At 53.7% G+C, this 23,340-nt stretch carries 27 protein-coding genes and 1 riboswitch; all 27 genes read left to right on the top strand.

The features are described 5' to 3' along the window. Nucleotides 1-98: 98 nt before the first annotated feature. The 27 genes from KP014_RS01115 (at nt 99) to fabZ (ending at nt 23,340) form a co-directional block, all read left to right on the top strand. Nucleotides 99-1,265, top strand: coding sequence for an L-threonylcarbamoyladenylate synthase (locus KP014_RS01115; RefSeq protein ID WP_090833812.1), 1,167 nt, complete (start codon nt 99-101; stop codon nt 1,263-1,265). An 88-nt stretch (nt 1,266-1,353) separates the two neighbouring features. Further along, on the top strand, nt 1,354-1,929 hold the full coding sequence (locus tag KP014_RS01110; protein WP_090833811.1) for a manganese efflux pump MntP: 576 nt from the start codon (nt 1,354-1,356) through the stop codon (nt 1,927-1,929). A gap of 41 nt (nt 1,930-1,970) precedes the next feature. Then, nucleotides 1,971-2,558, top strand: coding sequence for a low molecular weight protein arginine phosphatase (locus tag KP014_RS01105; RefSeq protein WP_036589134.1), 588 nt, complete (start codon nt 1,971-1,973; stop codon nt 2,556-2,558). A 47-nt stretch (nt 2,559-2,605) separates the two neighbouring features. Then, nucleotides 2,606-2,687: riboswitch (ZMP/ZTP riboswitch) on the top strand. A gap of 153 nt (nt 2,688-2,840) precedes the next feature. Continuing rightward, the gene (locus KP014_RS01100; RefSeq protein WP_090833886.1) at nt 2,841-3,458 is read left to right on the top strand and encodes a TIGR01440 family protein; all 618 of its coding nucleotides are present in this window, start codon (nt 2,841-2,843) and stop codon (nt 3,456-3,458) included. A gap of 50 nt (nt 3,459-3,508) precedes the next feature. Further along, nucleotides 3,509-4,756 (top strand): serine hydroxymethyltransferase, encoded by a 1,248-nt coding sequence (locus KP014_RS01095; RefSeq protein WP_036600456.1) that lies wholly within the window; start codon nt 3,509-3,511, stop codon nt 4,754-4,756. 433 nt (nt 4,757-5,189) lie between these two features. Then, nucleotides 5,190-5,819 (top strand): uracil phosphoribosyltransferase, encoded by a 630-nt coding sequence (gene upp, locus KP014_RS01090; protein ID WP_025688634.1) that lies wholly within the window; start codon nt 5,190-5,192, stop codon nt 5,817-5,819. A gap of 33 nt (nt 5,820-5,852) precedes the next feature. Beyond that, entirely contained in the window at nt 5,853-7,028 is a 1,176-nt protein-coding gene (gene wecB / locus KP014_RS01085) for a non-hydrolyzing UDP-N-acetylglucosamine 2-epimerase (protein WP_036600454.1), read from the top strand. A gap of 175 nt (nt 7,029-7,203) precedes the next feature. Then, nucleotides 7,204-7,458: an AtpZ/AtpI family protein gene (locus tag KP014_RS01080; protein WP_036600452.1), complete on the top strand. Its 255-nt coding sequence runs from the start codon at nt 7,204-7,206 to the stop codon at nt 7,456-7,458. Continuing rightward, nucleotides 7,451-7,852, top strand: a complete 402-nt coding sequence (locus KP014_RS01075; protein ID WP_036600450.1) for an ATP synthase subunit I — start codon at nt 7,451-7,453, stop codon at nt 7,850-7,852. Before KP014_RS01080 ends, KP014_RS01075 begins: the two co-directional genes overlap by 8 nt. A 5-nt stretch (nt 7,853-7,857) precedes the next feature. Next, nucleotides 7,858-8,676, top strand: a complete 819-nt coding sequence (gene atpB, locus KP014_RS01070) for a F0F1 ATP synthase subunit A (RefSeq protein WP_036600447.1) — start codon at nt 7,858-7,860, stop codon at nt 8,674-8,676. A gap of 85 nt (nt 8,677-8,761) precedes the next feature. Next, entirely contained in the window at nt 8,762-8,986 is a 225-nt protein-coding gene (gene atpE / locus KP014_RS01065; protein ID WP_025698224.1) for a F0F1 ATP synthase subunit C, read from the top strand. Nucleotides 8,987-9,101: 115 nt separating this feature from the next. Then, complete coding sequence (gene atpF / locus KP014_RS01060) at nt 9,102-9,590, top strand: F0F1 ATP synthase subunit B (RefSeq protein ID WP_036600443.1); 489 nt, start codon at nt 9,102-9,104, stop codon at nt 9,588-9,590. Next, nucleotides 9,587-10,138 (top strand): F0F1 ATP synthase subunit delta, encoded by a 552-nt coding sequence (locus KP014_RS01055; protein WP_036600442.1) that lies wholly within the window; start codon nt 9,587-9,589, stop codon nt 10,136-10,138. The genes atpF and KP014_RS01055 overlap by 4 nt, the downstream gene beginning before the upstream one ends. Before the next feature lie 12 nt (nt 10,139-10,150). Next, a complete protein-coding gene (atpA, locus tag KP014_RS01050; RefSeq protein WP_036600441.1) occupies nt 10,151-11,662 on the top strand; it encodes a F0F1 ATP synthase subunit alpha in 1,512 nt (503 codons plus the stop codon). A 210-nt stretch (nt 11,663-11,872) separates the two neighbouring features. After that, nucleotides 11,873-12,751: an ATP synthase F1 subunit gamma gene (atpG, locus tag KP014_RS01045; RefSeq protein ID WP_036600439.1), complete on the top strand. Its 879-nt coding sequence runs from the start codon at nt 11,873-11,875 to the stop codon at nt 12,749-12,751. A gap of 123 nt (nt 12,752-12,874) precedes the next feature. Further along, entirely contained in the window at nt 12,875-14,275 is a 1,401-nt protein-coding gene (atpD, locus tag KP014_RS01040) for a F0F1 ATP synthase subunit beta (protein ID WP_036600437.1), read from the top strand. 26 nt (nt 14,276-14,301) lie between these two features. Beyond that, entirely contained in the window at nt 14,302-14,715 is a 414-nt protein-coding gene (locus tag KP014_RS01035; protein ID WP_036600434.1) for a F0F1 ATP synthase subunit epsilon, read from the top strand. A 252-nt stretch (nt 14,716-14,967) separates the two neighbouring features. Beyond that, a complete protein-coding gene (locus KP014_RS01030) occupies nt 14,968-15,216 on the top strand; it encodes a DUF1146 family protein (protein WP_036600459.1) in 249 nt (82 codons plus the stop codon). A gap of 196 nt (nt 15,217-15,412) precedes the next feature. Then, complete coding sequence (murA, locus tag KP014_RS01025) at nt 15,413-16,789, top strand: UDP-N-acetylglucosamine 1-carboxyvinyltransferase (protein WP_036600431.1); 1,377 nt, start codon at nt 15,413-15,415, stop codon at nt 16,787-16,789. Between the two features lie 196 nt (nt 16,790-16,985). Then, entirely contained in the window at nt 16,986-18,191 is a 1,206-nt protein-coding gene (gene spoIID, locus KP014_RS01020; protein WP_090833810.1) for a stage II sporulation protein D, read from the top strand. Between the two features lie 60 nt (nt 18,192-18,251). Next, a complete protein-coding gene (locus tag KP014_RS01015; RefSeq protein WP_036595255.1) occupies nt 18,252-19,007 on the top strand; it encodes a M23 family metallopeptidase in 756 nt (251 codons plus the stop codon). A 215-nt stretch (nt 19,008-19,222) separates the two neighbouring features. After that, entirely contained in the window at nt 19,223-19,510 is a 288-nt protein-coding gene (gene spoIIID, locus KP014_RS01010) for a sporulation transcriptional regulator SpoIIID (protein ID WP_025692425.1), read from the top strand. A gap of 97 nt (nt 19,511-19,607) precedes the next feature. Further along, complete coding sequence (gene mreB, locus KP014_RS01005; protein ID WP_175491782.1) at nt 19,608-20,606, top strand: rod shape-determining protein MreB; 999 nt, start codon at nt 19,608-19,610, stop codon at nt 20,604-20,606. A gap of 73 nt (nt 20,607-20,679) precedes the next feature. After that, complete coding sequence (locus KP014_RS01000; RefSeq protein ID WP_036598736.1) at nt 20,680-21,552, top strand: flagellar hook-basal body protein; 873 nt, start codon at nt 20,680-20,682, stop codon at nt 21,550-21,552. A gap of 12 nt (nt 21,553-21,564) precedes the next feature. Further along, complete coding sequence (locus KP014_RS00995) at nt 21,565-22,386, top strand: flagellar hook-basal body protein (RefSeq protein ID WP_036598734.1); 822 nt, start codon at nt 21,565-21,567, stop codon at nt 22,384-22,386. An 8-nt stretch (nt 22,387-22,394) separates the two neighbouring features. Next, nucleotides 22,395-22,634, top strand: a complete 240-nt coding sequence (locus KP014_RS00990) for a DNA-directed RNA polymerase subunit beta (RefSeq protein WP_063619515.1) — start codon at nt 22,395-22,397, stop codon at nt 22,632-22,634. Between the two features lie 283 nt (nt 22,635-22,917). Beyond that, nucleotides 22,918-23,340, top strand: coding sequence for a 3-hydroxyacyl-ACP dehydratase FabZ (gene fabZ, locus KP014_RS00985; protein ID WP_036598731.1), 423 nt, complete (start codon nt 22,918-22,920; stop codon nt 23,338-23,340).

Raw genomic sequence — 23,340 nt, 5'->3', positions numbered from 1 at the left:
AGTGAATCAACTATTTCACGGTCCCGCAGAGCATTTGAGCAAGCTTTAAATCGAAGGTTTCATTTTGCGGGGCTGTCTTGCAACGGGGGCTTGTGAACATGGAGACAAAATATTGGAAGCTGAACTGCGAGGAGAGGGAAGCCGGACAGGAGCGGAGCGATAGCCCGGCGGACCTTGAGGCGATTGCGGAGGCGGCGGAGATGCTGAGGGCGGGGGATACGGTCGCTTTTCCGACCGAGACGGTGTACGGCCTTGGAGCGGACGCGCGTAATACGGAGGCGGTCGAGGCGATTTTCCAGGCCAAGGGGCGTCCTTCGGACAATCCTCTGATCGTCCATATTGCCGACCGGGCGGCGCTTGAAGAGCTTGTGACCGATGTGCCCGCAGCAGCGGCGGCCTTAATGGATGCCTACTGGCCCGGTCCGCTGACCGTGGTGCTGCCGCTTCGGCCCGGCGTGCTGTCGCCGCGCGTAACCGCGGGCCTAGACACGGTAGGAGTTCGCATGCCGGACCATCCGGTGGCGCTGGCGCTGCTGGCTGCGGCAGGCTGTCCGGTAGCCGCTCCCAGCGCCAACCGCTCCGGGCGGCCGAGCCCGACGCTGGCCGTCCATGTGCTGGACGATCTTGCCGGCAAGATCGGCGGCGTGCTGGACGGCGGAGCCGCAGGCGTCGGCCTGGAGTCGACCGTCGTGCAGGTGCAGCCGGACGGCTCCGTCGCCGTGCTCCGTCCCGGCGGCATCACGGCGGCGCAGCTGGCCGCCGTCGCCGGAGACGCCGCCGTCACGGGCGCTTCGGCGGCGCCCGATTTCACGCCTCCGCAGGAAGCCGCGGAGGCTCTAAACCACCCCGCCCCGGACGCGGCGGGGAAGAGCAGCCCGGCGCCGCGCGCGCCGGGCATGAAGTACGCGCACTACGCGCCGCAGGGCTGGCTTAGCATAGTACGCGGCGCTTCGCCTGCTGGCGCGGCGAAGACGGCGGCGGACCTTCTGGCGTCGGCCCGCGGGCGCGGCGAGACGACGGGGATGCTCCTCTTCGAGGAGCATCTGCCCCTATATCCCGCCGGCGCCGCCGACTGCGTCGTCTCGCTTGGCCCGCTGGCCTCGCCGGAGACGGCTGCGCGCTCCCTGTATGCCGCGCTGCGGCGCTTCGATGAAGCGGGGGCGACTTATATCTTAGCCGAGGCCTGCCCGGAGACGGGGCTCGGCTCCGCGATCATGAATCGGCTGCTGAAAGCCGCGGCCGGCCGCGTGATCAACGCCGAATAGACCCGCTATTTCCTAAGTTCACAGCATGATTGCCCTCTTGTCCGCATATTGTAGTTCTACAAGATATTCGGGACTTGGGGGTATGGTGATGGGCCTGGGAGAAGTACCGGCCGGATGGGGCCAGATCGTAACCATTGCAATCATGGCGCTCGCTCTGGGAATGGATGCCTTTTCGCTTGGCGTAGGAATCGGGATGAAGGGCATCCGTCTTCTTCATGTGCTGCAAATGAGCCTGCTCATTGCTTTTTTTCATGTGCTGATGCCACTGCTCGGACTTGTTACCGGGAGCTATGTCGGGCACTTGCTGGGCCGGGTGGCGGGGATTGCCGCCGGGGTGCTGCTCGTTGCGCTGGGCGGGCACATGGTGCTGGGCTCGTTCCGAACCGGAGAGGGCGCCGGAATGAGAGGGGTGGACCACCGCACGCTTTGGGGAATGCTGCTCATTTCGCTCAGCGTCAGTATCGATTCGTTCTCGGTTGGCGTCTCGCTTGGCGTATTTGTGAGCAATGTGCTGCTGACCGTGCTGGCCTTCGGGGCCTGCGGCGGACTGATGTCAATCTCCGGGCTGCTGCTTGGACGGCATGTAAGCCGTGGACTCGGAGAATACGGGGAGGCGCTCGGCGGGGCGATTTTGCTCGGGTTTGGCTTGCTGTTCATCTTCTGATACAATAGCGGCAAAAGAATTATCCCATGGAGGTGATCTGCATGCTTCATATTTTGTTCATCTGCACCGGCAATACATGCCGCAGTCCGATGGCTGAAGGGCTTCTGCGCAAACTGGCGGCGGAGCGGGGATTTGATCTGGAGGTGCGGTCTGCCGGGGTTTCCGCGATCGCCGGAACGTCGATGTCAAGACATGCGACGGCCATATTGCGGGATGAGGGCATTAATGATCATATTACTTCCTCCCAGCTTTCGGGCGAACTGCTGACTTGGGCCGATCTGGTGCTGACCCTTACCCAAAGCCATAAAAGGCATGTGCTGCATTATTTTCCGAAAGCCGTATCCAAGACGCATACTCTCAAGGAATATGTGCAGGATGAGGAAGCGGTTCGCAGGGATCTGGAAGAGCTGGACAGTCTCTATGCCGGAACGGAGCTGGCTGCTTCGCTGGGGCAAGAACCGAAGGCTGCCGACCTGCAGCGGATTATTGAGATCCGCCAACGGATACCGAGCGCGGATATCATGGACCCATTCGGCGGAAGCCGCGAGGATTATGAATATGCTGCCGCTGAAATCCGTTCGTCGCTTCACAAGCTGCTGGATAAGCTCGAAGCCTTACGCCGTTTGTAAAGATGGTTGATTTTCCGAGCATCATGATTTAAGATATAGACAAATAACGGTTCCGGTGTAACTGGCGACAAGTGTGGACAAACCACGATGGAGCATCGGAGTAGACGGCCGGTCGCCTGGGCGAAAGAGCAATTCCGCAGCTGTCTGCGGACTGCTCTTTTTTGTTTAAAAGATTAGAATGTAAGAGAGTCGTTTATATCATCCTGATCCGTATAAGACAACATTGGTTCTCTTTTAGGAGGTAAAGCGGTGAAACATTACGAAAATCGGGCGGAGGAACTTATTCCTTCGGCCCGAGATTTATCCGGAAGCGGACACGCTGCCAAGGCAGAGCCGTCTATTGCCGAACAGACTTATCTCGTGCTGCGGGAACTGGCGGAAGCCGGCCGGATTGGGCCAGGCAAAGTGGTCATTATCGGGGCCAGTACGAGCGAGGTAGCCGGCGTACGCATCGGTACCGGCGGTGCGCTCGAGGTCGCGGAGCAGCTGCTGTCCGGCGTCCGCAGGGCTGCCGAGGAGTTTGAGTTCTATCCGGTATATCAGTGCTGCGAGCATTTGAACCGGGCGATTGTGATGGAGCGAAGTCTGCTGGAGCGGCTCGGTCTGACCGAGGTTTCGGCTGTGCCGATTCCTGGAGCGGGAGGGTCTCTCGGCGCGGCTGCATACCGCGCGATGAGCGATCCCGCGCTGGCCGAAACGGTGCAGGCTCATGCCGGCGTCGATATTGGCGAGACTCTTATTGGAATGCATCTCCGCCGCGTCGCGGTGCCTTTCCGGACATCGCTGCGCTATATCGGAGAAGCCCGCGTCAATTCGGCCTACACCAGACCGCCGCTGATCGGTGGCGAACGCGCGGTGTACCGGCGGCAGGAGGATAGCGGCTCGAAGCTGTGTGATTAGGGAAGAATAACCCCATCTCATAAACTATATTCAGGGAGGAAACAAGAAGAATGGAACAATTGCGCAAAAGTGACCCGGAAGTGCTGAAAGCGATGGGACTGGAACTTAAGCGTCAGAAGGCCAATATTGAGCTGATTGCTTCGGAGAATATCGTGAGCGAGGCCGTCATTGAGGCCATGGGCTCCGTGCTGACGAATAAATACGCTGAAGGTTACCCGGGAAAACGTTACTATGGCGGCTGTGAAGATGTGGACATCGTGGAGAATCTGGCCCGTGACCGCGCCAAGCAGCTCTTTGGCGCCGATCATGCCAATGTGCAGCCGCACTCCGGCGCGCAGGCGAACATGGCCGTATACCTCGCCGCGCTCAAGCCCGGAGATACTGTTCTCGGTATGAACCTGGCTCATGGCGGACACCTGACGCACGGCAGCCCTGTGAATGCTTCCGGCCTTCTTTATAATTTTGTCGCTTACGGCGTTCAGGAAGATTCCTTCCTTATCGACTACAACGAAGTACGCAAAGCAGCTTTCAAGCACCGTCCGAAGCTGATTGTCGCCGGCGCAAGCGCCTATCCGCGCACAATCGATTTCGAAGCTCTGGCTTCGATCGCAAACGACGTTGGATCGCTGTTCATGGTCGATATGGCGCATATTGCCGGCCTCGTAGCCGCGGGATTGCACCCTAGCCCTGTTCCGCATGCCCATTTCGTGACCACGACCACCCATAAGACGCTGCGCGGTCCGCGGGGCGGCATGATTCTCTGCAAACAGCCGTGGGCTGCAGCGATTGACAAGGCCGTATTCCCGGGCTCGCAAGGCGGTCCGCTGATGCATGTCATCGCCGCCAAAGCCGTATCCTTCGGCGAAGCCCTTCAGCCGTCCTTCAAGACCTATGCGGAGAACGTGGTGAAGAATGCCAAGGTGCTGGCGGAAACTCTGCTGGGCGAAGGCGTCAATATCGTCTCTGGCGGAACCGACAACCATCTCATGCTGGTCGATACGCGCAATTTGAACATTACCGGCAAGGATGCGGAAAAAGTACTCGATTCCATTGGCATCACCGTTAACAAAAATGCGATTCCGTTCGATCCGACCAGTCCGTTCGTTACAAGCGGCATCCGGATCGGTACGCCAGCAGTTACCTCGCGCGGCATGGATGAGCAGGCGATGACCGAGATCGGTCAACTTATCGCCGCTGTGCTTAAGAATCCGAAGGACGAAGCGACGCTGCAAGACGCTGCCCGCCGGGTCGCTGCGCTGACCGATCGCTTTCCGATTTACCCTTCTTTGCAATACTAATTACTGAAACGCGGTGCGGTCCACTGCCGCACAGCGTCTCGTTTACAGCCCCTGCATGTCCGATTTTCGGCTTGCCGGGGCTTTTTTTGACAGAAAGTTCACAGAAACACGTGGTAAATATATGAAAGTTGCAGAAAGCGAATGAGAATGTTCAACTAATTTTCATGAAATATCGTGAAAAAACTGTGAAAAGTATGCAAAACCTGAAAATAGGAAATGTAAATAATGGATGACCCCCTTTGATTGGTAACGGTCCCTTATTTTTATGCTGAAAGACTGAAAGCCGGAACTCCGAGTTTCCCGGACCGGCAATCCCTCCTTTGTAGATGAAATGCGCCATCAGTGATGATATAATATACAGGATTTAGCTGAGAAAGAGTTAGCCCGGGCTCGCGGCCTGGACAAAACTTACTGCTACCGGAGGGACAAACGAATGGGAAAACTGGTGATTTGCGATCATCCTTTGATTCAGCACAAACTGACTTTTATACGCGATGTGCGAACCAATACGAAGGAATTTAGGGAACATGTAGATGAAGTAGCAACTTTGATGGCCTATGAGATTACGCGGGATATTCCTTTGGAAACAATTACTGTGCAAACTCCGGTCGCTGAAACCGAAAGTAAGGTCATCTCCGGCAGAATGCTGGGGCTTATCCCGATCCTGCGCGCCGGCCTTGGGATGCTTGAGGGCGTTCTGAAGCTGCTTCCAGCGGCGAAGGTGGGCCATGTCGGCCTGTTCCGTGATCCGGAAACGCTTCAGCCCGTCGAATATTACATCAAGCTGCCTACGGATGTGCAGGAGCGTGAACTGATTGTCATCGATCCGATGCTGGCGACCGGCGGGTCCGCGATCGCAGCCATCACTTCGCTCAAGAACCGCGGATGCACTCAGATCAAGATGATGAATCTGATCGCTGCTCCCGAAGGTGTTGCCGCCGTTCAGGAAGCCCATCCCGATGTTGACATCTATGTCGCCGCGCTTGACGATCATCTGAACGATCATGGCTATATCGTGCCGGGTCTTGGCGATGCCGGAGACCGGCTGTACGGAACGAAATAACAAACAGAAGCAGCAGAAGAAAGGATATGGGTTATGTCCAAGATTAAAGTTATGACGATTTTCGGCGTCCGTCCCGAGGCGATCAAGATGGCGCCTCTGGTTCTTGAGCTTCAAAAGTATCCCGAACATATCGAATCGCTGGTTTGCGTGACGGCGCAGCACCGGCAGCTGCTCGATCAGGTGCTTGAAGTATTTAACATTGTGCCTGATTACGATTTGGACGTAATGAAGGACCGGCAGACGCTGAACGAAATTTCCATTCGCGTTCTTGCAGGGTTGGAACCCGTGCTAAGGGAAGCGAAGCCGGATCTGGTGCTTGTTCACGGAGACACGCTGACGACATTTCTTGCCAGCTACGCCTCCTTTTTGCAGCAGATACAGGTTGGACATGTGGAAGCGGGGCTGCGAACCTGGAACAAGCTCTCTCCGTATCCTGAAGAAATGAACCGTCAATTGACCGGTGTGATCGCCGACCTGCACTTCGCTCCGACCGACTGGTCGGCTGGCAATTTGAGACATGAAAACAAAAAAGAATCAAGTGTTTATATCACAGGCAATACGGTGACCGATGTGTTTCAATATACCGTACAGCCGGGCTACCGGCATCCGGTACTGGAATGGGCTGAAGGAAAAAGACTTATTTTAATGACGGCGCACCGCAGGGAATCTCAAGGCGAACCGCACCGTCATATTTTCCGTGCCGTCAAAAGGATTGCTGACGAATTCGAAGATGTCGCCATCTGTTATCCCGTGCATCCGAGCCCGGCCGTTAAGGAGCCGGCATACGAGATTTTGGGCGGACATCCCAGAATTAAACTGATCGATCCGCTGGATGTCGTGGACTTGCACAATTTTTATCCGCATACCCACTTGATTTTGACCGATTCAGGCGGCTTACAGGAAGAAGCCCCCTCCTTTGGGGTTCCTGTGCTCGTGCTGCGCGACACGACGGAGCGCCCGGAAGGCATCGAGGCCGGAACGTTGGAACTGGTAGGTACGGACGAGGAGAAGGTGTATCAACGGACACATGCTTTGCTGACGGATCAAGACCTCTATCAATCCATGAGCCGGGCCGCCAACCCGTACGGAGATGGCAAAGCATCGCAACGTATTGTCAATGCGATTTTGCATCACTTCGGAGTTATTGAAGAGCGCCCTGATCAATTTCACAGAATGTTCACAAATAACTTGCAATCTGAAGAGGCGTAATTGTGAAAAAAGGTTTTCATTAGTCTACAGTACAACTGTACGGTTTGTATGGTTTCGGAATGATTTACTGTGATTTTTTTCATACTTTCAGCTGATTTTCAAGCCTGTTTATGACACGTTGACAAACTCTTGTTACATTCAGTAAAATGAATTGGAATTCCAAGGGTGGGGTGCTATGAAACAGCCTGAGCAACCGAATAAAGAAGATCGGAATGCGGTTAAATCGTTTCGGACCATGGGCATTGTCAGTGCTATCGGTGTCGATCTTGCCGGCTGTACCATAGGCGGGTATTTTCTGGGTAAATGGCTTGGGGACATGTGGGGGAACTCTGGTTTGTGGGTTGGTCTAGGTGTTCTTTTCGGCATGCTGTCGGGAGCCGCAGCTATTGTGAGCCTTATTAAAAAAGCGACGAGGGATAGCGATGAATGACGCAGCCAGAATGAACAAACTGATGTTTATGACCATAGCGGGAATTATCGTGGTTTGTTTTATCATCGCTGAATTGATGCCCCATCGCCGCACCGTCCTTCATGGTATCGTGCTCGGCGCTACTGTAAGCTGCATCAATGTTTTTTATATGGCCCACAAAGTGAAAGGAATTGCAAAATCCGCCTCCGGTGAAAGCAAAGCCCGAGCCTCTCTAGGTTTCGGAGTGCGAATAGCCACGTCCATATTGGCGGTTGTACTCGCGCTTGAGTTTCCTCATTACTTCAATGAAATCGCAGTATGCGCCAGTCTTGCGACCGGTTATTTTGTACTTCCTATTATGGGATTTATTTTGCTGCAAATTGAGGAACGAAAACATACTGAAGGAAAGGGGTGAGAAACATGCATTTATCACCAATGATTAAACTGGCTGGACTTGAGATTGATTTGTCCATCGTGCTGATGCTGGTCGTTACCTGTACAATCGTCTTGATTATTGCCCGCTTGGGGACGCGAAATCTTTCCGTGGAGAACCCCGGCAAAATGCAAAACTTCATGGAATGGCTCGTTGAATTTGTACAAGGCATGATGACCAGCACTATGGATTTGAAGAAAGGCAAGCCTTTCCTCAGTCTTGGACTCACACTGATCCTGTTTATTTTTGTCGGAAATATGCTTGGATTGCCGTTCGGGATTGTTACCGATTACCATGATGCCAGCAAAGCGACGTTCTTTAATCAACCGCTTGTAAATGTTGTGGAAGAAATCCATAAGGTCCATGCTGCAAATCCGGGAGAGGAAGTAGAAGTCGGCGTAAGCTGGTGGAAGTCCCCTACAGCGGATCCTTCAGTATCCATGGGACTGGCCGGATTGATTTTCCTGATCGTTCATTTTCTTGGAATCACTCGCAACACAAAAGCGTATTTCAAGCATTATCTTCAACCGTTCCCTGTCTTTTTACCGATTAACCTGATTGAGCAGTTCTCCAAACTGCTGACCCACGGAATGCGTCTTTTCGGTAATATATTCGCCGGGGAAGTGCTGATTGCGCAGTTAGTCAAGCTGGGTTCTATCGGAGCTGCTGGATTTGTCGCCTCCATCCCGCTGCTTATGGTGTGGCAGGGCTTCAGTATCTTCGTCGGTTCAATCCAGGCATTTGTCTTTACCATGCTGACATTCCTGTACATATCACAGGCGATAACCACGCATGAGGATCATTAGTTCAATCAAGGCGCACGCAAGTACGTCTGATCTTTAAATATATTGAAATCACAAATTACACACAATTTTGAGGAGGATTCATCAAATGGGAGTTATGGCATACATCGCAGCAGCAATCGCGATAGGTTTGGGCGCGCTTGGCGCGGGTATTGGTAACGGTCTGATTGTCAGCAAAACGGTTGAAGGCATCGCCCGTCAGCCTGAAGCTAGAGGGACTCTTCAAACGACAATGTACATTGGTGTGGCTCTGGTAGAGGCATTGCCGATTATCGGTGTCGTTCTGGCCTTCATTTTCTACGCAGGGGCCTAAAACAAGCTTTATACTATTGGCGGGGAAGGCCACGGCCCTCCGCGCTTTCTTTTTGGCTCAGGGGCCATGTCCATGGAGTTGTTTAACGAACGTTACTGGAAAGGAGTGACCTTAAGTGAATTTTTCAATTACATCGCTCGTCCTGGCGCTGATTGCATTTCTGATTTTGTATTTTCTGCTTAATAAGTATGCCTTCGGTCCACTGTTCTCCGTTATGGAGAAACGGCGCGAGCTTGTGTTGCAGCAAATTGATGAAGCTTCGCAGACGCGGGAGCAGGCGGTCGCTTACGTTGAGGAACAGAAGCAGGCTCTCCAAGAAGCCCGCAAAGAAGCTTATGACATTATCGAGCAGTCCAGACAGACAAGCAGCAAGCAAACCGAACAATTGCTTGAGCAGGCCAAGTTAGAAGCGGCCCGGATCAAGGATGAGGCTGTCCGCGACATTCAGAACGAAAAGAACAAGGCCGTCGACGCGCTGCGCAGCGAACTCGGTTCGGCTTCCGTAAAAATCGCATCCAAGCTGCTTGAGAAGGAAGTTAGCTCGGACGCCGCGCAGGAGGAGCTCGTTGATCAGTACCTCAAAGAGGTTGGGGGCAGATCATGAGTCAGGATACGGTAGTCGCCAAAAGATACGCGAAGGCTTTGTTCGAGGTGGCCTTTGAGAAGAAGAAGATGTTGGAAGTGGAGCAAGAGCTGAAGGCCCTAGTCTCCGCACTGGCTTCGGATATCGATCTTCAAAGATTCATCAGCTCTCCGAAAATTTCGGGAGAAGACAAGCTGGCGGTGCTCAAAAAAGCGCTTGAAGGCAAGCTGTCGACGGTTGTAATCAACACGCTTGAACTTCTCGTTGAGCGCGGCAGAATGAGCATCCTTTCCGACCTTCTGGACAGCTACGTCAAGATCGAAGGCGAGAGTCTGAGTCTTGCCGACGCTACCGTGTACTCCACATATGAACTGGACGAGCGGGAAAAGAAAGCTGTCGCCGAAGAATTCGGCACTTTGTCCGGCCGGGAAATTCGCGTTACTAATGTAGTCGACAAAAGCCTGCTGGGTGGACTTAAAGTTGTCATCGGCGATACGCTGTACGACGGCAGCCTTGCCGGCAAGCTGGAACGTCTGGAAAAATCCTTTAACGATAAGCACAGAAGATAGGGGTGAGCGTACTTGAGCATCAGACCTGAAGAAATCAGCACTTTGATTAAAAGTCAAATCGAACAATATAAATCCGATATTGAAGTAACCGAAATCGGAACCGTTATTCAAGTCGGCGACGGGATCGCCCGCGTATACGGTCTGGAAAATGCGATGGCTGGCGAACTGCTTGAGTTCTCCAACGGCGTAGTAGGCATGGCGCTCAATCTGGAGGAAAGCAACGTCGGTGTCGTTATCCTCGGTGAGTATACGGAAATTCGCGAAGGCGACCAAGTTAAGCGTACGGGCCGCATTATGCAGGTTCCCGTTGGCGAAGCTCTGCTCGGCCGTGTCGTTAACCCGCTTGGTCAGCCGCTGGACGGCAAGGGACCTATCGAGACGACGGAATTCCGTCCTGTTGAGAACAACGCACCGGGTGTTATCGAGCGTAAATCGGTACATGAGCCTATGCAAACTGGCCTTAAGGCGATTGACTCCATGGTGCCGATCGGCCGCGGTCAGCGCGAGCTGATTATCGGTGACCGTCAGACCGGTAAAACGGCAATCGCCATCGACGCCATTATCAACCAAAAGGGCAACGGCATGAAATGTATTTACGTTGCCATCGGACAAAAGCAATCCACAGTAGCACAGGTCGTGGAAACCCTGCGCCGCCACGGCGCGCTGGACTATACGATCATCGTTACCGCGTCGGCTTCCGAGCCATCGCCGCTGCTGTACATCGCTCCATATGCGGGCTGCGCGATGGGCGAATACTTCATGTACAAAGGCGAACACGTACTGGTTATCTATGACGACCTGTCGAAACAGGCCGCCGCTTACCGCGAACTGTCCCTGCTGCTCCGCCGCCCTCCGGGCCGCGAGGCATTCCCTGGCGACGTATTCTATCTCCATTCCCGTCTGCTGGAACGCGCCGCGAAGCTGAGCGACGAGCTCGGCGGCGGTTCGCTGACCGCCCTGCCGTTCATTGAGACGCAGGCTTCCGACGTATCGGCATACATCCCGACGAACGTTATTTCTATTACTGACGGCCAGATCTTCCTGGAATCGGACTTGTTCTACTCCGGCCAGCGTCCGGCGATTAACGTCGGTATCTCCGTATCCCGTGTAGGTGGATCGGCGCAGATCAAAGCGATGAAGAAGGTTGCGGGCTCGCTCCGTCTGGACCTTGCACAGTACCGCGAGCTGCAGGCTTTTGCCCAATTCGGCTCCGATCTGGACAAATCGACTCAAGCCCGTCTGAACCGCGGCGCGCGGATGATGGAAATTCTGAAGCAGGGTGTCAATCAGCCTCTTTCCGTTGAACATCAGGTCATCAGCTTGTATACGGCGGTCAAAGGATATCTGGATGAGATTCCGGTCAAGGATGTAAGACGCTTTGAGAAAGAATTCCTTTCCTATATGGACAGCAATGTGCCGGAAGTAGCCGCATCCATAACGGAAACGAAGGACTTGACTGCTGATAACGAAGCGGCGCTGAAGGCTGCTATCGAGAAATTCAAAAAAGGCTTTGCGGCAAGCTAAGGATTAATCTTGGACGCAAACTATTAAAGAAGATTAGCAGTATGCCAGGCTTGCGGACTTCTCCCGAGCTTGGCATACACTCATGAAGCCAGCTTTGGCTTCGCCAAAGCACAGAGTATGCTTGCGAATTAACTTTTGCACAGCATAGGCACAAAGATTATGCTTACGAAGCCAGCTTTGGCTTCGCCAAAGCTTATAGGTGGTGAAATCATGGCAAGAAGCATGCGTGATATTAAACGTCAAATCAAGAGCGTTCAGAACACCAGACAAATCACCAAAGCGATGGAAATGGTCGCCGCCTCCAAGCTGAGAAAGGCGCAGGAGAAAGCGGAAGCGGCCCGCCCCTATTCGCAGAAGCTGAAAGAAGTCGTGTCGAATATCGCTTCCGGTACGAAAGGAATCCAGCATCCCATGCTGGTGAGTCGCCCCGTCAAGAAGACCGGATATATTGTGGTCACTTCAGACCGCGGCCTTACCGGAGGTTCCAATGCCAACGTCTTGCGTAAGGTGACGACGCTAATTCAGGAGCGCCACAACTCCAAGGACGAATACGGCCTGTTTGTCATCGGCCGCAAAGGGCGGGACTTCCTGCGCCGGCGCGATTATCCGATTGTCGAGGAAGTCACCGAGCTGTCCGACACCCCGTCTTTTGCCGACATCAAGGAGATCGCATATTCGGCGGTGGGACAATTCGAGGAAGGCGTGTTTGACGAGATCTATATCTGTTATAACGTGTTTGTGAATCCGATCAGCCAAGTTCCGACTGTAGTGCGGCTGCTGCCGATGGACGGGATCGGACAGTCGGAAGACTCTCAAAGTCATGAGCTTAAAGCGGGCTATGAATATGAACCGTCGCCGGAAGGCGTATTGGAGGTTCTGCTGCCGAAATATGCGGAGACTTTGATTTACAGCGCCATTCTTGACGGTAAAGCCAGCGAACTGGGCGCGAAGATGACGGCAATGGGCAGTGCGACCAAGAATGCCTCGAAAATGATCGGAAATCTGACGCTTACGTACAACCGTGCCCGTCAGGCGGCAATTACGCAGGAAATCACCGAGATCGTAGCGGGTGCAAACGCGCAGTCTTAAAATATAAGTAATCATAAGCTGAGCGCTTATTTAGCCTTATATTTTAAGAGAGACGGAACCGCCCTATATAGGACGGCGCAGCCGTTTCTTCTTGGGTAACAGTTTTCAAGGAGGGAAACATAGATGAACGTAGGACGCGTAGTAAGCATTATGGGTCCGGTTGTCGATATTGAATTTGAACGCGGCCAACTGCCCGAAATCTTCAATGCGATCAAGATCGGCGCCGACGCAGGACAAGGACGCCAGAACGAGCTGACACTTGAAGTATCCAATCATCTCGGCGACAATCTGGTGCGCTGTATTGCCATGTCCTCGACGGACGGACTTGTTCGCGGCTTGGATGCGGTAGACCAAGGAGCCCCAATTTCGGTTCCTGTCGGAGATGTAACACTTGGCCGGGTATTTAACGTGCTGGGCAATACGATTGACAACGGGGCAGAAATTGCCGCTTCGCAAAAGAACCCGATCCACCGGATCGCGCCAACGTTCGACGAGCTGTCGACGCAAGCGGAAATTCTGGAAACCGGAATCAAGGTTATCGACCTGCTCGCCCCTTATGCCAAGGGTGGTAAAATCGGCCTGTTTGGCGGCGCGGGTGTTGGTAAAACGGTAACGATTCAGGAACTGATCAACAACATCGCTCAGGAGCATGGCGGTATTTCCGTATTTGCTGGCGTTGGCGAGCGTACACGCGAAGGTAATGACCTGTACCATGAAATGACGGATTCCGGCGTTATCAAGAAGACGGCGATGGTGTTCGGACAGATGAACGAACCGCCGGGCGCGCGTCTGCGCGTTGCGCTGACAGGTCTGACGATGGCGGAATATTTCCGCGATGTGGAAGGCCGCGACACGCTGCTCTTTATCGATAACATTTTCCGCTTCACGCAAGCGGGCTCCGAAGTATCCGCCCTGCTGGGCCGCATGCCGTCGGCAGTAGGTTACCAGCCTACACTGGCAACGGAAATGGGCCAATTGCAGGAACGGATCACTTCCACCAAAAAAGGCTCCGTTACTTCCATTCAAGCAATCTACGTGCCGGCGGATGACTATACTGACCCCGCTCCGGCAACGGCGTTTGCCCATTTGGACGCGACGACGAACCTGGAGCGTAAAATCTCCGAAAAAGGTATTTTCCCGGCAGTGGACCCGCTGGCATCCAGCTCGCGGATGTTGTCTCCAGAAATCGTTGGCGAAGAGCATTACGTTGTGGCTCAGGGTGTTAAGCAACTGCTGCAGCGCTATACCGAGCTTCAGGATATTATCGCCATCCTCGGTATGGATGAGCTGAGCGAGGAAGATAAGCTGATCGTGGCCCGCGCCCGTAAGGTGGAACGCTTCTTGTCGCAGCCTTTCCATGTAGCGGAGCAGTTTACCGGCTTCAAAGGTGCATATGTACCGATTAAGGAAACGGTCCGCAGCTTCAAGGAAATTCTGGAAGGCAAGCATGACGATCTTCCGGAAGCGGCATTCCTTTACGTAGGCACGATCGAGGAAGCTGTTGAAAAGGCGAAAACGTTGTAACCTGAAGCTTTAAGGAGGAATTCGCAGTGAGCACCTTTTTGTTGGAGATTGTCACGCCGGATCACCTCGTATATGCCAAGCAGGTTCACAGCTTGACCGTACGGGGGGCAGAAGGCGATCTGGGCATTTTGCCGGGACATATTCCGCTTGTAACTCCGCTTCAGGTTGCGCCGATGATCATCAAATCGGACAACGGTGCGACAACAGTCGCCGTGCATGGCGGTTTTATTGAAGTGCATAAGAATAAAGTGACCGTGCTGGCTGAGAGCGCCGAGCTGCCCAGCGATATCGATCTTGAACGCGCCGAGGCGGCCAAAGAACGCGCACAGCGGCGTTTGCAGTCCCGAGGCAAGCAGGACGAGATTGACCATCGCCGCGCTGAGCTTGCATTGCAGCGTGCGGTTACACGGATTAAAGTGTCCACCAAAAAAGGACAATAATAACATGAGAAGCAGTCTGGCCTTGAGCCGGGCTGCTTTTTTGCTTTAAACCCCAGTAATATAAGATGACAATAATTTAACAAGTGATGTCATTTTGTAATTTCTGAGTGGACATTGAGAATAAGAGCGTTTTCTTGAAGACTTTTAGCTAAAAAAATCGTAAAAGGACTGGATTCTTTTTCATTACGCAAGTATGATGTAAGAGTCGATTTCCGAGCAAGAATAGGTTGGGGGTTTAGGATGGATGAAATCATGACAGCAGAACTTACCGGCTCTATAGGGATTAGCGGTTTGATGTCGATGGTTGTGTCGCTATTGTGTGTTGCATTATCCTGGTGGGCCTTGCAGAACCTTAAGCTGGATTTGATCATAAGATATCCCAAGAGCCCGCAAGGGCGGCTGCTTCATTTGCTCCTGGCTATCGTACTGGGACATTTTGTAGCGGGTTTTCTGCTGGATTATTTGGGATACAGCGCCCAAATCCGCCATATGCTTTATTAAACAGGCGGTCCGCATAATAACATTTTTTTATGTTAAAACTTAATCTAAAGAAGCGTCCCACGCTAATCCGGGGCCAAGAAGCGGAATCGAAGTATTCTACAAGTTGACTATTAAATCCAATTGTACTCAAACAAGCAAGGATATGGAGAATGATATCAATGTCAGAGAAAATAATGGACGCGGAGGGAAACGAAAAATGAGTAAATTTATCGTCCGCGGTGGCAAAAGATTGACCGGGAGCGTAAAAGTAAGCGGCGCGAAAAATTCCGTACTACCGATCATAGCCGCCTCTCTATTGGCAGAAGAAGGGGACAGCGTTATTGTTGACGCACCTCCGCTAGATGATGTATTAACGATCAGTAAAGTATTGGAATCTCTGGGGGCCGGAGTTACATATCAGAACGATATTATTCAAGTCGATGCCCGAAAGCTCTCGACTTGTGAAGCGCCCTACGAGTGGGTGCGCAAAATGCGGGCTTCTTTTTTGGTAATGGGACCTCTTTTATCCCGGTTAGGCCATACACGCATTTCTCTGCCCGGCGGCTGCGCAATCGGAACGCGTCCTATTGATCAGCATCTGAAGGGATTCGAAGCGCTTGGCGCCGAGATCAGCTTGGGACAGGGCTATATCGAAGCGAAGAGCAATGGCCGGCTGCGCGGAGCCAAGATCTATCTGGATGTTGCCAGCGTAGGCGCAACTGAGAATATCATGATGGCTGCAACTTTGGCCGAAGGCGTGACGACGATAGAGAATGCCGCCAAGGAACCGGAGATTGTCGATTTGGCCAATTACCTGAACAGTATGGGCGCTGTCGTTCGCGGTGCGGGCACTGGTGTTATCCGTATTGAAGGGGTAGAGCGTCTGCACGGTGTAAGACATCATGTGATTCCGGACCGGATCGAAGCGGGCACATACATGGTGGCTGCTGCAATTACCGGCGGTGATGTGTACGTGGAAGGCGCCATTGCCGATCACCTCGGACCGGTTATTGCCAAGATGGAAGAGATGGGCGTAACGATTATTCCGGATGAGAACGGCGTCCGTGTCATCGGCGACAAGCCGCTAAAGGCTGTTGATATGAAGACTTTGCCTTATCCGGGCTTTCCTACCGACATGCAGTCCCAGATGATGGCGCTGCTGCTTCGTTCGGAAGGAACGAGCGTGATTACGGAGACGGTCTTTGAGAATCGCTTCATGCATGTGGACGAATTCCAGCACATGAACGCGGAAATCAAGATCGAAGGGCGTTCCGCCATCGTTACTGGCAATGCCCGCTTGATGGGAGCGAAGGTCTGCGCAACGGACCTGCGCGCGGGAGCGGCGCTGATTCTGGCCGGTCTGGTCGCTGAAGGAACGACGGAAGTGGGAGGCACGCATCATATCGACCGCGGCTATGTGCATCTGGCAGAGAAGCTGTCTGGGCTGGGTGCGGACATTTGGCGCGTTACGCTGGATGAAAGCTCAGTGGAAGCGGCCAAAGAAGAATTGCTCAAGCCGGAAACAGCCAAGAACGCCAATCCTAAGAGCGAGGAGACGAAGCCCCGGTTTCAGATTCAACCGACTTGGGTATAACTCTCTGACAAAATAAATTGAAGATTGCAATGGGAAAAGACCTGTCCGTGCGGCCGGGTCTCTTTATTTTGATTAGACCATTGTTGAGTCTTTCGTTACGGATATAACTCTTCCTTCTCTCGAATGCTTCGTTCTAGCAATTGTCCGAGACTCATAATATTAAGTATGAGGACAAACGAGAAGGGAGACGGAAGAGATGAAAGATTTCCGCCTTTGGCGCCGCAAAGCGGCGCGGTGGAGACCCGCGCGCCGGAAACGAATGCTTTCGGCCCGCGTGTGGACCGGGCGGCTTGTGCCCGCCGCCTGGCTGGCCGCGCCGCTGCTGGCGGCGCTGCTGCTGCCCCTGGCGGTCGTGCACCAGCGGCAGCACGACCCGGCGGCAACGCCGGCAGTGCCGGTCGCGCCGGATGCGCCGCAGCGCACGGCCGCCCCGGCGGCGCGGGAACCGGCTGTGGCGGAAGCCCCGCAGCCGAAAGTGTCCGTGTATTTGTCGCATACTAGGCAAATCGAGACCCTGCCGCTGGAGGACTACGTCACCGGCGTGATCGCGGCCGAAATGCCGGCTGACTTTGAGCTCGAAGCGCTCAAAGCGCAGGCCGTCGCGGCCCGTACCTTTATCGTCCGCCGCCTGCGGGCCGGCGACAGAAGCGGTGTTCCCGCTGCAGCTGCGGATGTGACCGACACCGTAAGCCATCAGGCTTACGTCTCGTCGGCCGTGCTGCAGCGGGACTGGGCGAAAGCCGGCCGCAGCGCCGACCTGGCCAAGCTCCGCCGCGCGGCCTTGGAGACGAGCGGCATCGTGATGACGTACAGGGGAGAGCCGATTACGGCTTCTTTTTTCGCCTCGAGCGGAGGGTATACGGAGAACTCGGAGGATTATTGGAAGGCCGCTGTGCCTTACTTACGCAGCGTGGCGAGTCCTTGGGACCAGGAAGTAACGCCGGGTCTTAAGGTTACCGCTACCTTCAGCGTATCCGAGTTGAGAGAGAAGCTTGGAATCGAGGGTGACTCTGGATCGGGTGCGCAGAAAGTGTTCTCCCCTTCGGGCGTTACGGCGGAGAAGGTCATGCCGCTCTCCGCGGAGCATACCTCCATAGGCGAGCCGCGAATAGAGGTGCTTTCGGTTACCGCAGGCCACCGGGTTAAAGAGATTTCGATTGATGGAAAGGTGTTCACGGGACGTGAAGTGCGGGAGAAGCTCGGGCTGCGCTCCAGCCAGTTCACTTGGACGATGGGCAGCGGGCGGATCGCCATTACAACCTACGGCAGCGGTCACGGCGTCGGCATGAGCCAATGGGGAGCGAACGGAATGGCGAAGACGGGCAGCACGGCAACGCAGATTCTCAAACACTATTACAGCGGAATATCGTTTACGCAAGTCTCAACTCTTTTGAAAAAATAAAGTGAAAGAAACGTATAAAAGCGAATCGCCCGGCAACACTGGTTACTGAGGTGATAGCAAATGAATGAACAAAACCAAAACAAACCGTCCAATGAAGATTCTCTCAAAACCAAACAGGGAGAAACCGGCAGCCAGCCTTCTTCATTGAACAAACTGTTCTCTAAACGTTGGGTATTTCCGGCAGTCTACACAGCGGCAGCGGCAATTATACTAACCTTGGTGTGGGTCTATCAGGATGCCGGCCAAAAGCCGCTTTCGACAGACACCGCCGCCGTTGTTTCTGAGGATGTCGGAGCTTCCGGCGATACAGCCGGGGCTTTGGATGCAGGAAAAGAACCGAATGCGCTGCAGGTTACCGCTTCTGCGGAGAGCCTGGCTTGGCCGGTGGCCAACCCAAGCGACGTGCAAGTGGTTAAGCCGTACTATGACGAGAATGGGACCGAGCAGAACCACATCGAGGCTATGGTGCAGAACGGCGATACCTATACGCCCAATACCGGCATCGATCTTGCTCGCGAAGACAAGAAAACATTTGACGTCAAGGCCGCCATCAGCGGCGAAGTGACCCGGGTCGAAGACGTGGCTACGCTCGGCACAGTGGTCGAAGTGACCCAAGGCAGCCTGAAGACGGTCTACCAAAGTCTCGGTGAAGCCAAAGTGAAGCAGGGCGACCAGGTGAAGCAGGGCGACACGCTTGCCTCTGCCGGACGCAATGAAATCGAGAAGGATCTGGGCAACCACCTGCATTTTGAGGTGTACCAGGACGGTAAGGTCGTCAATCCTTCGGAACTGCTTCCACAACAATCGCAAAAATAATATAAGAAACGTAAGGCAGGGGGACGCTCGTCCTCCTGCTTTTTCGTGCTGCGTCTTCCGGCATAGGAGCATAGTCCCCCGCTTTCTAGGGCTATTTTACGGTTGTCCCGCAAATAAAATGAGCCTGCCCCGGCTTGTCATCCCGTTAAAGCGCGAATATATAGGCCCGCCACTCATATAATGTACCAAACTATCCACAGTTGGGAGGCGGGAGCGTGCACGATTATATCAAGGAACGTACGATTAAAATCGGACGCTGCATCGTGGAAACCAGGCATACGGTCCGGACCATAGCCAAAGAATTCGGCGTTTCCAAAAGCACGGTGCATAAAGATCTGACCGAGCGGTTGCCGGAAATCAATCCTGATCTGGCCGATCAGGTGAAGCACATTCTTGAATACCACAAATCCATCCGTCATCTCCGGGGGGGCGAGGCCACAAAAATCAAATATAAGAAAAACACGGGGAAGAAGCGGGAGGTGGCCGTAGCGATCAAACCATAAAATTTCATTGAACTCCTCCCCTAAAGTATGGTAATTTTAAATTTGGTACTAACTCATTCTCTCTCATCTAAAATAATACTTTGGGGGCTCTTTCATTATGCTTAGCAAGGACATCGGAATCGATCTCGGCACAGCCAATGTGCTTATTCATGTTAAAGGAAAAGGAGTCGTTCTGGATGAACCTTCAGTGGTCACGCTTGAAACCGACACGAAGAAGGTCCTTGCGGTGGGAGAACAGGCGCGCCGAATGGTCGGCCGCACCCCCGGAAACATCTCAACGATTCGTCCGCTCCGGGACGGCGTTATCGCCGATTTTGAAATTACGGAGACGATGCTTAAATATTTCATCGACCGCGTCGGAGGCCGCTCCTGGTATGCGCGTCCGCGCATTTTGATCTGCGCCCCTACGAATATTACCTCTGTCGAGCAGAAATCGATCCGTGAAGCGGCGGAGCGCAGCGGGGCGAAGGAAGTCTTCATGGAAGAGGAGCCGAAGGCCGCGGCAATCGGAGCGGGTATGGATATTTATCAACCTAGCGGAAATATGGTCGTCGACATCGGCGGCGGAACGACGGATGTAGCCGTATTGTCCATGGGCGACGTCGTTACCGCCTCCTCCATCAAAGTGGCGGGGGACAAGTTCGACGAATCCATTTTAAAATATATCAAGCAGAAATATAAACTGCTCATCGGTGAACGGACGGCTGAAGATATCAAGCTGACCATCGGGAATGTGCGTCCGGGCGGCATACAAGCCGAGATGGATATTCGCGGCCGTGATATGGTAAGCGGGCTTCCGCAGACCCTGACAATCACCTCGGTCGAAGCGCGGGAGGCGCTTTGGGACCCGGTGTCGTCCATTGTGGCCGCAGCGAAGACGGTTTTGGAACGGACGCCTCCGGAGCTGTCCGCCGATATCATTGACCGTGGCGTCGTGCTGACCGGAGGAGGAGCGCTGCTGAGCGGACTGAGCGAGCTGCTCTCCGAAGAACTGCATGTACCGGTATGGGTGGCGGAAGACCCGATGCACTGCGTTGTGAAGGGAACGGGCATCTTGCTGGATCATTTGGACAAGGTGGTTAAGAAAAAGTTCTGAGCAGCCGATATATAAGTAAAGGTTTGTAAGTTGGAGCTCAGACTTCTGCGGTTTAGGAAGGGGAAACGCCTTTATGATAAGAGGTTTATATACGGCCGCTGCCGGTATGGTCACAGAGCAGCGCAGACATGACACGGCAACGCAAAATATCGCCAATCTGAATACGACGGGGTACAAGCAGGTCGAAAGCATCAGCCATTCGTTTCCGAATGTGCTGATCTCCGCCATGCAGGGCGGGATTGTGAAGCCGATTGGCAGAATGAACACGGGGGTATTCGCCGAGCAGTCCATGTCCAAATTTCTGCAAGGCGATTTGGTCGAAAGCGGCAAGTCTACCGACTTTGCGCTGTCGGCGGACTTGCGTCTGGCGGATCCCGCCACGGGCGGTAACATACCCTTTGACGCATCGGGCAAGTATATAAGCGATACTGGCGAGATTATTTACCAGCCGCAGGCTTTTTTCACGGTTCAGGACAATGATGGCAATACGCTTTATACTCGAAACGGCGGCTTTAATGTAAGTCCTGCCGGTGAACTGCTGAGTTCCGGAGGATACAGGGTGCTTGGCGCCGATGGCAGACCGGTAGTGTTAAACGGTACGGTGGATAGTCTCAAGGTTGACGCGGAAGGCAATCTTCTTGATGCAACAGGCGCCACAACCGGCGTCCGTCTCGGAGTCAGCATTGTGACCAAGCCGCAGAACCTGGTGCGCGACGGCAACGGTGTATTTCACGTAGACGATGCGCAGGCGGCGGGAATCCGGTATGCGGCTGCCGCAGATAATATGCAGGTCCGCCAGGGATATATTGAAGGCTCCAATGTGGATGCGACGCAGGTTACCGTCGATTTGAACGCGGCTTACCGGGCGTACGAAGCCAACCAGAAGGTGATCCAGTTCTATGACAACAGCTTGCAAAAGGCTGTAAATGATGTCGGCAGAGTATAGGAGAGGTGACCGATGAACAATTCGACAATCGGCGCGGCCGTCTCGATGGCCAGTCTCCAGCAGCGCCTTGATCTTATCGCCGATAATATTGCCAATATCAATACGGCAGGCTACAAGAGTAAAGACGGGGCCTTTGAAGACGTGCTCACCCGGGTGCAGCAGCAGTCGCAGGAATACAAGCTTGAGGGGCGCAGCATGCCCTTGGGCTTTGATATCGGCTATGGCATGCGGATTCCCCAAGTTACTACCAGTTGGGAACAGGGAGCGCTTAAGGAGACCGGCAATGCCAGCGATTTGGCGCTGCAGGGCAGCGGATTATTCGCTGTACAGGTTAACGGCGTCACTTCCTTTACGCGTCAGGGCGATTTTCATTTCACCCCTGATGCCGCCAATCAAGGTAATATGATTTTGGTGGACAATGAGAACAATCCGGTGCTGAACGCGCAAGGCAACCCGCTGACGGTACCGGTTGGAGTGAGCGTAGCCTTTGACGAGACGGGAGCCGTTCTAATGAAGAGGAATGAGAACGACCAGGCGACGGTCGCGGGCCGGCTGATGCTTGTGGAACCGAGGAACAGCGAGGTGCTCCAGGCAGTTGACGGTGGAAGATTTGTCCTTGCAGACGGTGTGACGGCTGGACAAGCCTTCGTGCAGCGGGCGGCGGGCCAGAGCGGCGGAGCGGCCGTGCGATCCGGCTGGCTTGAGCAGTCCAATGTCGATCTGAACAAGGAAATGACGGAGATGATGCAGATTCAGCGGACGTATCAGCTTGTCGCCCGGGCTTTTTCCTCAAGCGATCAAATGCTTGGATTAGCAAATAACATGCGCGGGTAGGTGAAGCAATGAGCCGTCAGAAAGAAGATCGTTTGAAACAAGAACAACTGACCGAAGATAACGTGCCGATAAAGCGCAAACGATCGAAATGGACGGTCGTTCAATGGTTTCTGATTCCTTTGCTGCTGCTGCTTGCTCTTGGCGGCGGTCTGACGGTCGGCTACGTCGTCCTTGGCAAAAAGGAACTGAGCGATGTGCTTCATTGGAGCACATGGAAGCATATATACGATTTGGTCTTTGCACCATGATGGCGCAAGAACTGCTATGCGAAACTCCCTTGTATGAGGGAGTTTTCTTTTTTATACTGGAAAATGTATAATGATGGGGGGCTTTCGAGATCAAAAAGGGCCCTCTCCGCTTTGCAGCGGGAGAAGCCCCTTATCTCAACCTCCACTTCTGCAGCCGGTGAAGGATAAGTATAGTTTTTGCCAAAAGCATCTATATTTATGCACTCCGGCAAGAATAAAGTGCCTTTATAGCGGGAGGCTGTTTTTTTGAGGCCTTTCTCTCGAACTGGAAGGAGCAAGCTACATGCTGGATGTCAATCAAATTCAGGAAATTATCCCCCATCGTCCCCCTTTCCTGCTGGTGGACAAAATTATCGAAATCGAAATGGGGAAACGGGCGGTAGGCATTAAAAATGTCACGGTGAACGAGCCCTTTTTTATAGGGCACTTTCCAGGTTACCCCGTTATGCCCGGTGTACTGATTACCGAGGCTCTCGCGCAGGTTGGGGCAGTAGCGATTTTGGGAGTAGAAGCCAACCGCGGCAAGATCGGCTTTTTGGCGGGCTTGGACGGCTTCCGTTTCCGCGGGCAGGTTGTGCCGGGAGATACCCTTAAGCTGGAAGTGGAGATTACGCGGCTTAAAGGGAGCATTGGCAAAGGAAAAGCTGTTGCCAAAGTCGAAGACAAGGTTGTGGCCGAAGGCGAAATGATGTTTGCGCTTAATTAA

It is taken from the genome of Paenibacillus sophorae, from assembly GCF_018966525.1.
Taxonomy (GTDB): Bacteria; Bacillota; Bacilli; order Paenibacillales; family Paenibacillaceae; genus Paenibacillus_AQ; species Paenibacillus_AQ sophorae.
The sequence above is the reverse complement of the archived record's forward strand: the minus strand, read 5'-3'. Positions and strand labels throughout refer to the sequence as shown.